This is a genomic window from Mycobacterium colombiense, assembly GCF_001665835.1.
GTDB lineage: Bacteria > Actinomycetota > Actinomycetes > Mycobacteriales > Mycobacteriaceae > Mycobacterium > Mycobacterium colombiense_A.
Genome location: NZ_LZSX01000089.1, coordinates 214,590 through 230,484 on the forward strand (window position 1 = coordinate 214,590; position 15,895 = coordinate 230,484).

Genomic DNA, 15,895 nt, shown 5'->3' on the forward strand with positions numbered 1-15,895 from the left:
GTCACTTGATCCCTGCCAGTTCTTTTGCGTCGCGAAAGACGTCGTCGAGCATTCCTGGTGTCAACCTACCGGTGAACATGTTTTGCTGGCTCGGGTGGTAGCAGCCGAGCAATCGCACACCGGGCGCCAAATCGGCAACGACGCCGTGGCCGAACCGTGGCTTGCGCCCCGCGAAGGTGCCCGGTAGCCGCAGCGCGATCTGCCAGCCGAACCCGCCCAGGGCCACGACCACGCGGACGTCCTCGGACACCAACCGCCATTCGGCCTGCAGCCAGGGCCAGCAGGCGTCGCGCTCCTCGGGTGTCGGGGCGTTGGCGGGGGGCGCACACCGCACCGGCGCGACGATGCGAATCTTCTTGGTCTGCAACCCATCCGCGGCATCGACACTGGTCGGCTGGTTCACCAGCCCGGCCCGGTACAGCGCCGCGTACAACTGGTCGCCCGAGCGGTCGCCGGTGAACATCCGCCCGGTCCGGTTGGCGCCGTGCGCCGCGGGCGCCAACCCGACGATCAACAGCCGGGGCCGCACCGACCCCCAACTGGGCACCGGCCGTCCCCAATACGGTTGGTCGGCAAAGGCTCGGCGCTTGACCACCGCGACGTCCTCGCGCCAACTGACCAATCGCGGGCAGGCGCGGCAGACGCTGACCAGCGCGTCGATTTCGGGAATCGACCCGGCGTGTTCGGCGAGCTCGGCGACGGCGGCGGCATCCGTTGCCACCGGGGTCCGCGGCGTCGCCGGATCCCCCGGCCATCCGGCGCCGGCCCCAACCGGAGAGCCGAACATCTGGCCGGTGCGTGGGTGGGCGAGCACATGAACATCCTGCATGAGTCGAAAAATTCGGTCGCCGAAAATACCGCTTTGGCATAAATTCAGCGGCGATATTCCAATGAAAAGCGGCGGCCCAGCATTCCTGATCCTGTTCGCCACGCTGATGGCGACGGCGGGTAGCGGCATCTCGATAGTCGCGTTCCCGTGGTTGGCGTTGCAGCACCACAACAGCGCGCGCGACGCCGCGGCCGTGGCCCTCGCGATGACGCTGCCGCTGGTGCTGTCTACTCTCGTCGCGGGCACCGCGGTCGACTTCTTCGGACGCCGCCGAATATCGCTGGTCTCCGATTCGCTCTCCGGGACGGCGGTGACCGTCGTGCCGCTGATCGCGTGGGGGCTTGGTGCGGACGCCCTCAACCTGGCGGTGCTGGCCGTCCTCGCCTTCTTCGCGGCCGGGTCGAACCCGGCCGGGACGACGGCGCGCGAGTCGATGCTGCCCGAGGCCGCCGCCCGCGCGGGCTGGTCGCTGGCCCGCACCAACAGCATCTACGAGGCGATTCTCAACCTGGGGTTCATCGTGGGCCCGGGCATCGGCGGCCTGATGATCGCGACGATCGGCGGCATCAACACCATGTGGGTGACGGCGGCGTTGTTCGGCTTGTCCATCCTGACGATCGGGCCGCTGCGGCTCGAGGGCACCGGAAAGCCCGAGCGCGAGACCCGGCCCGGCGGGTGGGTGTCCGGCATCGCCGAAGGGCTGCGCTTCGTCTGGAACATGCGGGTGCTCCGGACGCTGGGCTTGATCGATCTGGCCGTCACCGCGCTGTACCTGCCGATGGAAAGCGTGCTGTTTCCGAAGTACTTCTCCGATCAACACCAACCCGCGCAACTGGGGTGGGCGTTGATGGCGATCGGGTTCGGCGGCGTGGCGGGAGCGCTCGGCTACGCCGCGCTGTCGAAACATCTGCGGCGGCGCACCGCCGTGCTGACGGCGACCCTCACCTTCGGCGCGGCGACCGTCGGGGTCGCGTTCCTGCCGCCGTTGCCGGTGATCCTGGTGCTGTGCGCGGTCACCGGCCTGGTCTACGGACCGATCCAGCCGATCTACAACTACATGATGCAGACCCGTGCCCCGCGTCGGCTGCGCGGCCGAGTGGTCGGCGTGATGACGGGATTGACCTACGCGGCGGGCCCGTTGGGCTTGCTGGTGGCCGGCCCGCTGACCGACGCGGCCGGGCTGAAGGTCACGTTCCTGGTGCTGGCGGTGCCGATCCTGCTGATCGGCCTGGTCGCCTGCCGGCTGCCGTCGTTGCGCGAACTGGACCGCACGCCGGAGTTCGCCGAAGACCCCGGCCCGTGAGGCGGGCTTAGTATCGGGCCGTGAGCTCTGACGCCCTGGCCAGCCTGATCGCCGACCTGCCCGACGGGATGGTCGTCACCGACCCGACCGTGACCGAGGGCTATCGCCAGGACCGCGCGTTCGACCCGTCGGCCGGCAAGCCGCTGGCCGTGGTGCGGCCACGGCACACCGAAGAGGTGCAGACCGTGCTGCGCTGGGCCGCCGCGCACCGGGTCCCGGTGGTGACCCGCGGCGCCGGCAGCGGCCTGTCCGGTGGGGCGACGGCACTCGACAACGGCATCGTGCTGTCCACCGAGAAGATGCGCGACATCACCATCGACCCGGTGACCCGCACCGCGGTGTGCCAGCCCGGCCTGTTCAACGCCGAGGTGAAGAAGGCGGCCGCCGAACACGGCCTGTGGTATCCGCCGGACCCGTCGTCGTTCGAAATCTGCAGCATCGGCGGCAATATCGCCACCAACGCCGGCGGGCTGTGTTGCGTGAAGTACGGCGTCACCACCGATTACGTGCTGGGCATGCAGGTGGTGCTGGCCGACGGCACCGCGGTGCGGCTGGGCGGGCCACGGCTGAAGGACGTCGCGGGGCTTTCGCTGACGAAGCTGTTCGTCGGGAGCGAGGGCACGCTGGGCGTCGTCACGGAGGTGACGCTGCGGCTGGTGCCCAAGCAGAACGCGTCCAGCATCGTGGTGGCCAGCTTCGCGACCGTCGAGGACGCGGTCGAGGCGGTGCTCGGCGTCACCGCGCGGCTTCGCCCTTCGATGCTGGAGTTCATGGACTCCGTGGCGATCAACGCCGTCGAGGACACCCTGCGCATGGATCTGGACCGCGGGGCGGCCGCCATGCTGGTGGCCGGGTCCGACGAGCGCGGCCGCGCCGGCAGCGAGGACGCCGCAATCATGGCCGAGGTGTTCGCGGAACACGCTGCGACGGAGGTGTTTTCGACCGACGATCCCGACGAGGGTGAGGCGTTCGTCGTCGCCCGGCGGTTCTGTATCCCGGCCGTCGAGGCCAAGGGATCGTTATTGCTCGAGGACGTCGGGGTGCCGCTTCCGGCGCTGGGCAAGCTGGTCACCGGGATCGCGCGCATCGCCGCGGAACGCGACCTGATGATCTCGGTGATCGCGCACGCCGGCGACGGCAATACCCACCCGCTGATCGTCTACGACCCCGCCGATGCCGACATGACCGGACGCGCCCACCTGGCGTTCGGCGAGATCATGGACCTGGCCGTCGGCCTGGGCGGCACCATCACCGGGGAGCACGGCGTCGGCCGGCTGAAGCGGCCCTGGCTGGCCGGCTATCTGGGCCCCGACGTGATGGAGCTCAACCGGCGCATCAAGCAGGCGCTGGATCCGCAGGGCATCCTCAACCCCGGGTCCGGTATCTGAGTCGCGCGCTCGAGTGCCCGGCGGGCGCGGTTGACATCTTGGCCGTGTTGTCGTACCAATGAGACATGTCTGCCGTTATGTCTCACGAAGCGCCGGTCACGTTTCAGCTGGCCACCGCCGACACGTGGTCGAATCCGTGGCCGATGTACCGGGCGCTGCGAGATCACGATCCGGTGCACCACGTCGTTCCGGCGAAGCACCCCGAGGATGACTACTACGTCCTCTCCCGACACGCCGACGTGTGGGCCGCGGCCCGCGATCACGAAACCTTCTCCTCCGCGCAGGGACTGACGGTCAACTATGACGACCTGGAGCTGATTGGGCTGCAGGACAATCCGCCATTTGTCATGCAGGATCCGCCGGTGCACACCGAGTTCCGCAAATTAGTGTCGCGCGGCTTCACGCCGCGGCAGGTGGAGGCGGTGGAACCCAAGGTCCGGGAGTTCGTCGTGGAGCGCATCGAGGGGTTGCGCGCCAACGGCGGCGGCGACATCGTCACGGAGCTGTTCAAACCGCTGCCGTCGATGGTGGTCGCCCATTATCTCGGTGTGCCCGAAGAAGATCGGGCGCAGTTCGACGGCTGGACGGATGCCATCGTGGCGGCCAACACCGCCGAAGGCGGCGTCGCGGGCGCGCTGGAAACCGTCGGCGACGCGGTCGGGTCGATGATGGCCTACTTCGCGAAGCTGGTCGAGCGGCGCCGGAGCGAGCCCCAGGATGACACCATCTCCCACCTGGTGGCCGCCGGAGTGGGCGCCGACGGTGATATCGCCGGCACACTCTCGGTGCTGGCGTTCACATTCACGATGGTCACCGGCGGCAATGACACCACGACCGGAATGCTCGGCGGTTCAATGCCGTTGCTGCACCAGCGCCCCGACCAACGACGGCGTCTGGTCGAAGAACCGCACCTGATCCCCGATGCGGTCGAGGAGCTGCTGCGGCTGACCTCGCCGGTGCAGGGATTGGCCCGCACCGTCACCCGCGATGTGACCGTCGGCGAGACCACCATCCCGGCCGGGCGCAGGGTGCTGCTGCTGTATGGATCGGCCAACCGCGACGAACGCCAATACGGTTCGGACGCAGGCGAACTCGACGTGGCCCGATGCCCTCGCAACATCTTGACGTTCAGCCACGGTGCGCATCACTGCCTGGGCGCGGCCGCGGCGCGGATGCAATCCCGTGTTGCGCTGACCGAACTGCTGGCCCGCTGCCCGGACTTCGAGGTGGACGAATCCGGGATTGTCTGGGCCGGTGGCAGTTATGTCCGGCGCCCGCTGTCAGTGCCCATCCGGGTGAAGTCCTGATGCCCGGAAACGACTGGCTGGGGGCGCATCGGACCGAGGCGGCCGCGGACCGGATCCTCGACGCCGCCGAACAGCTCTACACCCAGCGCGACTCGGATTCGATCGGCATGAACGAAATCGCCAGGGCGGCAGGCTGTTCCCGCGCGACCTTGTACCGCTACTTCGAGAATCGCGAGGCGCTGCGAACGGCCTACGTCCACCGCGAAACCCACCGGCTCGGCCGCGAGATCATCGCGCGCACCGGCGACATCGACGATCCGCGCGAACGGCTGGTCGCGAGCATCCTCGTCACGCTGGGGATGGTTCGTGAAAGCCCGGCGCTGGCATCCTGGTTCGCCACCACCCGCCCGCCGGTGGGTGGCGAATTGGCCGGGCAGTCCGACGTGATCGCGGCCCTGGCGGTGGCTTTCCTGCACACGCTGGGGCCCGACGATCCCGACGTCATCGAACGCCGCGGCCGCTGGATGGTGCGGGTGATCGTCTCGCTACTGACGCACCCGGGCCGCGACGAGGACGAGGAGCGGGCGATGATCGAGGAGTTCGTCGTCCCGATCGTCACACCGGTTTCCGCTCGCGGCTAGGCGGCTCAGTCCCGGACGCGGGTGAACCGGTGCAGCAGCCACGCCGGCGGGATCGTCACCACCAGCGTCGCGGCGTACAGGTACAACATCGAGCCGGTGTAGACGTGCGCGCCGACGATGTAGTCCATCGCGAATTCCATGGTGATCAGGTGGATCAGGAAGATCTCGTAGGAGATCTCCCCCAGCCACACCATCGGGCGGCTGGCCAGGATTCGCGAATACCAGCCTTGGATACTGGGAGCGCCGCCCAGGGCCAGCGGTGCCACCGCGAGCGCGGCGATGACGGCATAGAAGCACGTCTTGAACAACGCCTCGCTCAGCGTCGCCGGGGAGGTCGTGGGCGCGCCGGCGATGGGCGTGGACACGATGAAATAGCAGATGACGGCCAGCGGTATGGCCACGAATCCGTAGCCGCGCACCCCCATCTCCTGCAGCACGGTGAGAATCATTCCGGCGAGGAACCAGGCCAGATAGGTGGGCAGCCACAGCCGGGCGCCGTCGGGAAACCAGTGATCGGTGTGCACCAGGACCAGCCAGGCCGGGCTGATCAACAGCATCCCCGCCAGGGCGCCCAGCACCAGTTTCGGCTGCCACTGCCGCCGGGAGATCACCACCAGCAGCAGGTAGGCCAGCAGCGGCAGGATGACGTAGAACGAGCCCTCCACCGCCAGGCTCCACATCTGCGTCAGCCCCTGGTGCAGATACTTGCCCAGGTAGCCGTTGCAGTAGATCTGCGTCAGCGTCAGGTTGCGCGCCAGCCCCAGCCAGCTGTGTCCGGGGTTCGGCCCGGCTTCGTGGTAGTGGTACAGCACGTAGGCGAACAGCACGGTGATCACGTAGGCGGGCATGATGCGCCGAACCCGGTGCCACGCATAGCGACTCAGCGACGGCGGTGCGCCGTTTCTCGCCGCCGACTTCACCCAGGGACGGAACAACAGGTAGCCGGAGAGCACGAAGAAGATCGGCACCCCGATCTCCATTCGGGAACCGACCAGGCCCCAATACCCGTGCGTGTATTTGCCGGTGGTGTAGGCCGCGTGGGTGCCTACGACGAGGAGCGCGGCGACCGCACGGATCCCGGTCAGCGAGGCGATTCGGTCGACGCGAGAGGTCTGCTCGAGCCCGCCCTGGGTGTCTTGCTCTTCGGACAGCGTCATCCGCCGTGTTTCCTGCGCGGCTTCCCACCGTCTCGGCCGCGGGGCTTGTTGGCTGATGACCGCTCCGGCTGAAGGTTGATCAGCACGCCCGAAATGCGGGTGTTCTCAAGCCTTTTGAAGGTCGAGTTGGGCAGCTTGGCCGGCAACTCCACCAGGGAGAAATCCGGTCCGATCGCGATGTGGCCGAAATCGCTGCGATGCAGCCCGCCCTCGTTGGCGATGGCGCCGACGATCGCGCCCGGGCCGATCTTGTGCCGCTTGCCCACCGCGATGCGATAGGTGGCGAAGGGCTTTGCATTCCTTGGCCTTTCGGGGCGTTCCCGGCGTTCGGTGCGCCGCTCGCGTCGCTCCGGCGGCGGTTCGGGCGCCATCAGGAATTCCTCGCCGTCGCGGGATTGCAACGCCAGCGCGGCGGCGATGTCGGCCATCGGGGTGTCGTGCTCGCGTTCGTAATCCTCGACCAACTTGCGGAACAGCTCGATTCCGGGTGAACCGAGCGCGCTGGTGATGGAGTCGGCGAACTTGGCCACCCGCTGGGCGTTGACGTCCTCGACGGTGGGCAATTCGGTTTCGGTGAGGGTTTGGCGCGTGGCCTTCTCGATCGCCTTGAGCAGGTGGCGCTCTCGCGGGGAGACGAACAGCAGCGCGGCTCCCGAACGTCCGGCCCGGCCGGTGCGCCCGATCCGGTGCACGTACGACTCGGTGTCGTGCGGGATGTCGTAGTTGACCACGTGCGATATCCGCTCCACGTCCAGCCCGCGCGCGGCCACGTCGGTGGCGACCAGGATGTCGATGCTGCCGTCCTTCAGGGCGGCGACGGTCCGCTCGCGCTGAGCCTGCGGGATGTCCCCGTTGATGGCGGCCGCGGAAAACCCTCGGGCCCTGAGCTTTTCCGCGACTTCCTCGGTGGCCTGTTTGGTCCTGACGAAGATGATCATCGCCTCGAACGACTCGACTTCCAGGACCCGTGTCAGCGCGTCCATCTTGCGCGGGCCGGCGACCTGGATGTAGCGCTGCGAAATGTTCTCGGCGGTAGCGGTTTTCGATTTGGTGCTGACCTCGAGCGGGTCGTGCAGATACTTGGTGGTGATCTTGCGGATCGCGGGCGGCATGGTCGCGGAGAACAGCGCCACCTGTTTGTATTCCGGGGTCTCGGACAGGATGCGATCGACTTCTTCGGAGAAGCCCATGGCGAGCATTTCGTCCGCCTCGTCGAGAACCAGGTAGTCGACGTGGGACAGGTCCAGCGTCCCGCGCTCGAGGTGGTCGATGACCCGACCCGGCGTGCCCACCACCACGTGGGCGCCCCGGCGCAGCCCGGCCAGCTGGACGCCATAGGACGAGCCGCCGTAGATCGGCAGCACGTTGATCTTGGGCAGGTGGGCCCCGTACCGGCTGAACGCCTCGGCCACCTGGAGGGCCAGTTCCCGGGTGGGGGCGAGCACCAGTGCCTGGGTGGCGGTGCTGGTGACGTCGATCTTGGACAGGATCGGGATCGCGAACGCGGCGGTCTTGCCCGTGCCGGTCTGGGCCAGGCCGACGACGTCGGAGCCCGCCATCAGCGCCGGGATCGTGGCGGCCTGAATGCCGGTGGGCGACTCGTAGCCGACATCGGCGATCGCCCGCAGGACCGAGGGATTGATCTGCAGGTCGGCAAAGGTCGTTGAGGCAGCTTCAGTCGAGCTGTCCGAGAGGGTCATCGTCCAAGGAGTCTAGTGGTGATCGCGAGCTCAGCGGACCTGAGCGCTGCCGGTGATCATCAGCACACCCGGCCATGCCTGCCACGGCCCCGGAGCCGATGACGGTACGGTGCGGAGATGTGTGGTCGTTGCCGTGTCGTACCGAGCCACTGACCGGCTCGGCCGCTGTCGCTCTCATCGCCTTCACGTTGACCGGCTGCGGTTCGGGGGATTCCACCGTCGCGAAGACGCCGCAGGCCAGGACGTCGGAGACCGCGTCGATCACGGCGCCGGCCACGCCGACGGCCGCCGCCCCACCCGGCAACGCCCCGCCGACCGATCCCTGCGCGGTCAACCTCGCGTCGCCCACCATCGCGAAGGTGGTGTCCGAGCTGCCCCGCGACCCGCGCAGCCAGCAGCCATGGAACCCCGAGCCGCTGGCCGGCAACTACAACCAGTGCGCGCAGCTGTCGGCGATCATCATCAAGGCCAACACCAATGCGATCGCTCCGACCACCCGTGCGGTGCTGTTCCACCTCGGCCAGTTCATTCCGCAGGGCGTGCCCGACACCTACGGATTCAACGGCGTTGACCCGGCGCAAACCACGGGCGATACGGTGGCGCTGACCTATCCCGGCGGGATCAACGGCCTGAACACCGACGTGAAATTCCACTGGAACGGCAACACGGTCGAACTCATCGGCAACACCCCGGCCCACTAATCTCCGGGCGCGCCCGCCGCGCACGGCCCTCCTGTCGGAGCGCTCACCTACAGTGGCTCCAGTGTTGGTCTCCGGCGACAGCATCGTGTACAGCGCATCGGACCTTGCCGCCGCCGCCCGCTGCGAATTCGCGCTCTTGCGGGACTTCGACGCGAAGCTGGGCCGCGGGCCCGCCGCCACCGTCGAGGACGACCTGCTCGCGCGGACCGCCGAGCTCGGCAGTGAACACGAGCGACGCGAACTCGCCTCACTGCGCGACCGGTTCGGGCAGGCCGTCGCGATCATCGGCCGCCCGGCCTACACGCCAGCCGGCCTGGCGGCCGCCGCCGACGCCACCCGCCGTGCCGTCGCCGACCGCGCGCCCGTGGTGTATCAGGCCGCGATGTTCGACAGCCGCTTCGTCGGCTTCGCCGACTTCCTGGTGCGCGACGGCGAGCGGTACCGCGTCGTCGACACCAAACTGGCCCGCTCGGCCAAGGTGACCGCGCTGTTGCAGCTGGCCGCCTACGCCGACGCTTTGGCCGCCTCAGGCATCCCGGTCGCACCGGAGGCCGAGCTGCGGCTGGGCGATGGAACCGCGGTGCGGCACCGCGTGTGCGACCTGATCCCGGTGTACCGCTCGCAGCGGGCCAGGCTGCAGCGCCTCCTCGATGAGCACTACGCGGGCGGCGCCGCGGTCCGCTGGGACGACGAGGGCGTGGCAGCGTGCTTTCACTGCCCGCTGTGCCTCGAACAGCTGCGGGCGGCCGACGACGTCCTATTGGTCGCCGGCATGCGAGTAGGCCAGCGGGACAAGCTCTTTGACGCCGGGATCAGCACCGTCGCCGAGCTGGCCGATCATCGCGGACCGGTGCCCGACCTGGCGGCCGGCGCGCTGGACAAACTGACCATCCAGGCGAAACTGCAAGTCCGGCAACGCGAGACCGGCGTTCCTCAGGTCCAGGTCATCGACGCGCAGCCGCTCGCCCTGCTGCCCGAGCCCGACCCGGGGGACCTGTTCTTCGACTTCGAAGGCGACCCGCTGTGGACCACCGACGGGCGCGAGTGGGGCCTGGAATACCTGTTCGGTGTTCTGGAGGCCGGGCCGACGGGCAGGTTTCGCCCGCTGTGGGCGCACAACCGGGCCGACGAACGCAAGGCGCTGATCGACTTTCTGGCGCTGGTGGCCAAGCGCCGCAAGCGCCGGCCCAACATGCACATCTATCATTACGCGCCCTACGAGAAGACCGCGCTGTTGCGACTGGCCGGGCGCTACGGAGTGGGCGAGGACGAGGTCGACGAACTGCTCCGCAGCGGTACGCTGGTCGACCTTTATCCGTTGGTGCGCAGGAGCATTCGCGTGGGCGCGGAGTCGTTCAGCCTCAAGGCGTTGGAGCCGCTCTACATGGGGGCTCAACTGCGCGCGGGCGACGTGACCACGGCCACCGGTTCGATCACCTCCTACGCACGGTACTGCGAACTGCAGGCGGACGGCCGCGGCGACGAGGCCGCATCAGTGCTCAAGGAGATCGAGGACTACAACCACTACGACTGCCGGTCGACTCAGGAGCTGCGGAACTGGCTGATGCTGCGCGCCTATGAATCCGGCGTGGTACCGATCGGCGCCCAGCCGGTGGCCGACGGCAACACCGTCGACGACCGCGACCAGCTGGCGCTGACTTTGGCGGCGTTCACCGGAACCGCCGGCGTCGACGACCGCACCCCGCAGCAGACGGCGGTGGCGCTGCTGGCCGCGGCGCGCGGCTACCACCGGCGCGAGGACAAGCCGTTCTGGTGGGCGCATTTCGACCGGCTGAACTTCCCCATCGAGGAGTGGTCGGACAACAGCGATGTGTTCGTCGCCGAGCACGCGTCGGTCTGCGTCGACTGGCACACGCCTGCCCGCGCGCGCAAGCCGCAGCGGCGGCTGCAGCTACGCGGCGAGCTGGCGCGTGGCGACTTGAAGAGCGACGTCTTTGCGCTCTACCATCCGCCGGCGCCGCCCGGCATGACCGACAGCCCGGACCGGCGGGCGGCCGGGCGGGCCTCGGTCGTCGAGGCCGACGATCCGGCGGTGCCCAGCGAAGTGGTGGTTCTCGAACGAGTTGGCAGCGACGGCAACACCTTTCACCAGGTGCCGTTCGCGCTGACACCCGGCCCGCCCATCCCGACGACGGCCCTGCGGGAATCGATCGAGGCGACCGCCGCCTCGGTGGCCGCCGGATTGCCTCAACTACCCGACAGCGCAATCGTCGACGTGCTGTTGCGCCGCGCGCCCCGCGCGCGCAGCGGCGCACCCCTGCCACGTAGCGACGACACCGCCGCCGACATCACCGCGGCGCTACTGGATCTGGACTCGTCGTACCTGGCGGTGCACGGGCCGCCCGGCACCGGCAAGACGCACACCGCCGCCCGGGTGATCCATGAGCTGGTCACCAAACACGCCTGGCGCGTCGGCGTGGTCGCGCAGTCGCACGCCACCGTGGAGAACGTGCTGGACTGCGTGATCGACGCCGGCCTGGATCCGCAACGGATCGCGAAGAAGCGCAACGACCACCGGGCCCCGCGCTGGCGCGAGATCGACGGTGGCGCCTACGCCGCGTTCCTCGCCGACACGCCGGGATGCGTGATCGGCGGAACGGCATGGGATTTCGCCAACGCAAACCGGATACCGCCGGGAAGCCTGGATCTGCTGGTGATCGACGAAGCCGGCCAATTCTGTTTGGCCAACACCATCGCCGTGGCCCCGGCCGCGGCCAACCTGCTGCTGCTCGGGGACCCACAGCAGCTACCGCAAGTCAGCCAGGGCACCCATCCGGAGCCGGTGGACACGTCCGCGCTGGAATGGCTGGTCGACGGTCAGCGCACCCTACCCGACGAGCGCGGCTACTTTCTGGACCTCTCCTACCGCATGCATCCGGCGGTCTGCGCGGCGGTTTCGGCGCTGTCCTACGAGGACAGACTGCATTCCCACGACTGCACCGCCGCCCGCCACCTCGCCGGGTATCAGCCCGGCGTTCAGCTGCTTTCGGTTGAGCACCAGGGCAATTCGACGGAGAGCCCCGAGGAGGCCGATGCGATCGTCGCCGAGATCAACCGGCTGCTCGGCGCGTCCTGGACCGACGAACACGGCAACCGGGCGCTGACCGCCGCCGACGTGCTGGTGTTGGCGCCCTACAACGCCCAGGTGGCGCTGCTGCGCCGCCGGTTCTCCGCCGCGCAGCTCGAGGGAGTGCGGGTCGGGACGGTCGACAAGTTCCAGGGCGGACAGGCGCCGGTGGTCTTCATCTCGATGACGGTGTCGTCCATGGACGTAGTGCCCCGCGGAATCTCCTTCCTGCTCAACAGGAATCGGCTCAACGTCGCGGTGAGCCGGGCCCAGTACGCGGCCGTGCTGGTGCGCTCCCCGTCGCTGACGGAATATCTGCCGGCCACACCGGCGGGCCTGATCGACCTGGGCGCATTCCTGGCGCTCACGCAGCCCGATCTGCGGTGACCGCCGCCCTAACCGGTTGACGAGTGCCGCCCCGTTGCGGTGGGGTCGTCGTCCGGATCGGAGCGGTGATGGTAACCCCGCAACGATTCACCGTCGGTGAAGTGAAGGCCCGCCGATCCGTTGTGGTGGCGGCGCGGCGGCCGGGTGGGCCGATCACCGGGTGGCATGGATCTGGGTGGGCGCCGCACCGCCACCTGGCGAAGGCGTTTGCCGCTGTCCACGTGAGACCCGTTGTGGGCGTAGCCGATTGGTTGAGCCTGCGCGGTGGGTCCGCGCCGTGGTACTCCGCTGGACGCCGGGCGCGGGCGTTCGACCGGCTGCCGCTGCGGCTCGGGATCGCTTCCCCGGGTGTCGGGCTCGCGCACCAGGACGAATTCCACGTACTCGTCGTCGTCATAGTCGTCGTCGACGACGTCATCGCCGGGGCCGGGCGGATCGTCGCCGCCCCTGCCGTCACCCTTGCCCGCCCAGGGCGCGGAGCCCACCAGGAACAGCGCGGCGATGATCCCGAACAAGGCGATGAACGCGGGCAACAGCACCGACTGCGACATCGCGGCCGCGAACGGTTCGCGCAGGAACCCGGGCAACTGCAAGGCGAGTGTGTCCTCGCCGGCGGCGTCCCCGGACGGCTGCCGCGGCATCTCGGCGGTGATCCGCCACGTCATGAATGCGGCCATGCCGGCGCTGCCGAGCACCGCGCCGAGCTGGCGCACGGAGTTGTACACCGCGGAGCCCGCGCCGGCCAGGTGTGGCGGCAGGTTACGCGTCGCGGTCGCCGTCAGCGGCGACCACACGAACGCCATCCCGACACCCATCGCGAAGAACGGCAACACCAGCCGCCAGATCGGTGTCGTCGGCGACATCTCGAAGGTGAGCCAGGTCAGCGCGATCGCCAGCACCGAGAAGCCGAATCCGAGCACCGGTTGCGGGTGGTATTTGTCGACGATCTTGCCGACGAACGGGGCGAAGACACCGTTGGCGATGGCCATCGGCGCGATCAGCAGGGCCGAGCGCGTCGGCGACAGCCCGCATACGGTCTGCGCGTAGAACGTCAGCGGCAGCATCATGGCCGTCGCGGTGAACGAGACGATGGCGACCCCGACGTTGCACAGGCTGAAATCACGGTCGCCGAAGATGATCAGCGGAATCAGCGGCTCGTGGGCGTTCAGCGCCTGCCAGAACGCGAAGGCCGTCATGAACCCGACGCCCGCGACGATCAAGGCCCAGATCCAGGGTTGCCAGTGCGCGGCCTGCCCCTGCTGCAGCCCGAACACGATCAGGAAGATGCCGATGCCGGACAGCGCGACCCCGAGCAGGTCGAAGCGGTGCAGCTGGGTGGGCAGCACCGGAATCAGCCAATAGGCCAGCGCCAGCCCGATGACGCCGATGGGGACGTTGACGAAGAAGATCCACTGCCAGCCCAGCCCGTCGACCAGGACACCGCCGGCCAGCGGGCCCACCAGGCTGGCCACACCGGCGGTGGCGCCCCACAGGCTCACCGCGACGCCGCGCCGCTCGGACGGGAAGATCCGGGTGATCGTTGACAGGGTCTGCGGAGTGAGCAGCCCGGCGCCGACGCCCTGCACGACGCGCGCGGCGATCAGCATCGCGGCGCTGCCGGCCAGCCCGCACCACACCGAGGAGGCGGTGAACACGATCAGGCCGAACAGGTACAGATTCTTGGGACCGAACCGGTCGCCCAGGCGCCCGGCTACCAGCAACACGACCGCATAGCCCAGCAGGTAGGCGCTGGTCACCCAGACCACGGTGTCGTAGCCGATGCGCAGGGTGGCCATGATGGTCGGGTTGGCGATCGCGACGATGGTCGAGTCGACCATGATCATGAAGAAGCCGATCATCATCGCCCACAGCGGGTTCCAGGGGTTCTGCGACTGCGGCGAGCTCCGGGTGAGAAAGTCCCAGCGGTTGGCGGCCCGGGCCGGCCCCGATCCCGCGCGCCCCGTTCCTCCGGGCGTGCGGGGCGTAGCCGTGGTCATCCACCCCACCTCGTTTCGCTCCCGACGATGCTGTTCAGCCGTATCGGCCCGGCTGGTCGACCGGCCCAACCCACGCCGGTGATACACCACGCGCGGGGCGCGGTAAACAGCATGAGGACCGACGAACGGCACGGACCGTCGCAAAACATCCAGCCTGATTATTCCCGGTGAGGCAATAGGCCGGCACCCAAGGACCCGGTCAGGGCGCATAACGCGTCGGTATTCGCCGCGGGCGCGTTAGCCTGGGGGAACGCCATCTGCAGGAGAGAAATATGCGGGCTCGACGGAAAAGGTCGCCGAACCGGTTCTTCACCATGTCCAACGCGGGACAGCAGCCGACCGCCAAGAACGGTCGACCCAAAATGTCCGCGCGGGCATTGGCCCAGGTCATCGAGCGGAGCTCGTGGATACAGGGCCCGGCCGCCGAGGCCTATGTGACCCGGCTGCGCAACGCGCACCCCAATGCCGCCCCGGCGGAGATCATGGCCAAGCTGCAGAAGCGCTACCTGGCCATCGTGACGGCCGGCGGCGTTGCCGTAGGGGCCGCCGCGACCGTTCCCGGCATCGGCACGATCAGCGCATTGTCCGCGGCGGCCGCGGAAACGGTGACGTTCCTGGAGGCCACCGCGTTCTTCGTGTTGGCGACGGCGGTGGTCTACGACATTCCGGCAGATCACCGGGAACGGCGCCGCGCGCTGGTGCTGGGGGTCCTGGCCGGTGACAACAGCGAGCAAGCCGTCGCCCAGCTGATCGGCCCGCGCCGCACCAACGGCGGCTGGATCTCCGAGAGCCTGGCCGCCCTGCCGCTGTCGTCGATGTCGAAGCTGAACTCGCGGCTGCTCAAGTCGTGGGTCCGCAAGTACACCGTGCGGCGCGGCGCCCTGCTGTTCGGCAAACTGCTGCCGGTAGGAATCGGGGTCGTGGTGGGCGCCATCGGCAATTACCTCGCCGGCAAGAAGATGATCCGCAACGCCAACAAGGCGTTCGGCGCCCCGCCGGTGCGCTGGCCCCGCGCGCTGCATCTGGTGCCCCCGATCCACGAAGCCGGCTAGCCCCCTCCGCCGTCCTCATGCCCCCCGGTCAACCTGGCGGATCGGCGGCGAAAGGTTAGCCTTTATAGGGCGGAAACAATGGGTACCGCCCTGGGTGTGAGGTGTTCGGCCCTCCGGGGCCGACAAGGGTGCAGGCGCCACGGGAATGCGCTTGCGGAACAGAAGGATTGAGGCGAACTGCGGTCGTGAGCAACATAAGTTCACCATTCGGGCAGAACGAATGGCTGGTCGAGGAGATGTACCGCAAGTTCCGCGACGACCCCTCGTCAGTCGATCCGAGCTGGCACGAGTTCCTGGTCGACTACAACCCCGAGCCCGCCGGCGAGCCCGCGCCGGCCGCCCCGAGCAGCACTGACCGGCCGCCGGCCGCCGCCCCTGCCCCGGCGAAGCCGGCTCCGGCCGCCC

Annotated in this window: 12 protein-coding genes; 8 read left to right on the top strand and 4 right to left on the bottom strand. The window is 68.7% G+C overall.

What is annotated here, in order from left to right; translation table 11 throughout:
• Position 1 precedes the first annotated feature (1 nt).
• Positions 2-829: a uracil-DNA glycosylase gene (locus A5760_RS22865; protein WP_064885012.1), complete on the bottom strand. Its 828-nt coding sequence runs from the start codon at positions 827-829 to the stop codon at positions 2-4.
• Positions 830-890: 61 nt separating this feature from the next.
• Here A5760_RS22865 and A5760_RS22870 point away from each other — a divergent pair, with 61 nt between their 5' ends.
• From A5760_RS22870 to A5760_RS22885, 4 genes are all read left to right on the top strand, one after another.
• Positions 891-2,132 (top strand): MFS transporter, encoded by a 1,242-nt coding sequence (locus tag A5760_RS22870; RefSeq protein ID WP_064885014.1) that lies wholly within the window; start codon positions 891-893, stop codon positions 2,130-2,132.
• A gap of 20 nt (positions 2,133-2,152) precedes the next feature.
• Positions 2,153-3,520 (top strand): FAD-binding oxidoreductase, encoded by a 1,368-nt coding sequence (locus tag A5760_RS22875; protein ID WP_064885016.1) that lies wholly within the window; start codon positions 2,153-2,155, stop codon positions 3,518-3,520.
• Positions 3,521-3,585: 65 nt separating this feature from the next.
• A complete protein-coding gene (locus tag A5760_RS22880) occupies positions 3,586-4,827 on the top strand; it encodes a cytochrome P450 (RefSeq protein WP_196772172.1) in 1,242 nt (413 codons plus the stop codon).
• Entirely contained in the window at positions 4,827-5,408 is a 582-nt protein-coding gene (locus A5760_RS22885; RefSeq protein ID WP_064885020.1) for a TetR/AcrR family transcriptional regulator, read from the top strand. The genes A5760_RS22880 and A5760_RS22885 overlap by 1 nt, the downstream gene beginning before the upstream one ends.
• 5 nt (positions 5,409-5,413) lie before the next feature.
• Here the strand turns inward: A5760_RS22885 and A5760_RS22890 are convergent, their stop codons facing one another.
• Positions 5,414-6,565, bottom strand: a complete 1,152-nt coding sequence (locus tag A5760_RS22890) for an acyltransferase family protein (RefSeq protein WP_064885022.1) — start codon at positions 6,563-6,565, stop codon at positions 5,414-5,416.
• Complete coding sequence (locus tag A5760_RS22895) at positions 6,562-8,265, bottom strand: DEAD/DEAH box helicase (RefSeq protein WP_064885024.1); 1,704 nt, start codon at positions 8,263-8,265, stop codon at positions 6,562-6,564. The genes A5760_RS22890 and A5760_RS22895 overlap by 4 nt, the downstream gene beginning before the upstream one ends.
• A gap of 98 nt (positions 8,266-8,363) precedes the next feature.
• Here A5760_RS22895 and A5760_RS22900 point away from each other — a divergent pair, with 98 nt between their 5' ends.
• The gene (locus A5760_RS22900) at positions 8,364-8,966 is read left to right on the top strand and encodes an LppP/LprE family lipoprotein (protein WP_064885026.1); all 603 of its coding nucleotides are present in this window, start codon (positions 8,364-8,366) and stop codon (positions 8,964-8,966) included.
• Positions 8,967-9,027: 61 nt separating this feature from the next.
• On the top strand, positions 9,028-12,441 hold the full coding sequence (locus tag A5760_RS22905) for a TM0106 family RecB-like putative nuclease (RefSeq protein WP_064885028.1): 3,414 nt from the start codon (positions 9,028-9,030) through the stop codon (positions 12,439-12,441).
• A gap of 8 nt (positions 12,442-12,449) precedes the next feature.
• Here the strand turns inward: A5760_RS22905 and A5760_RS22910 are convergent, their stop codons facing one another.
• Positions 12,450-14,438, bottom strand: coding sequence for an MFS transporter (locus A5760_RS22910; protein WP_064885030.1), 1,989 nt, complete (start codon positions 14,436-14,438; stop codon positions 12,450-12,452).
• 272 nt (positions 14,439-14,710) lie between these two features.
• Between A5760_RS22910 and A5760_RS22915 the strand changes: the two genes are divergently transcribed.
• Positions 14,711-15,490, top strand: coding sequence for a hypothetical protein (locus tag A5760_RS22915; RefSeq protein ID WP_064885032.1), 780 nt, complete (start codon positions 14,711-14,713; stop codon positions 15,488-15,490).
• Positions 15,491-15,675: 185 nt separating this feature from the next.
• Positions 15,676-15,895: 2-oxoglutarate dehydrogenase E1 subunit family protein (locus tag A5760_RS22920; protein ID WP_155764427.1), on the top strand; the 220-nt coding region annotated here is incomplete at its 3' end.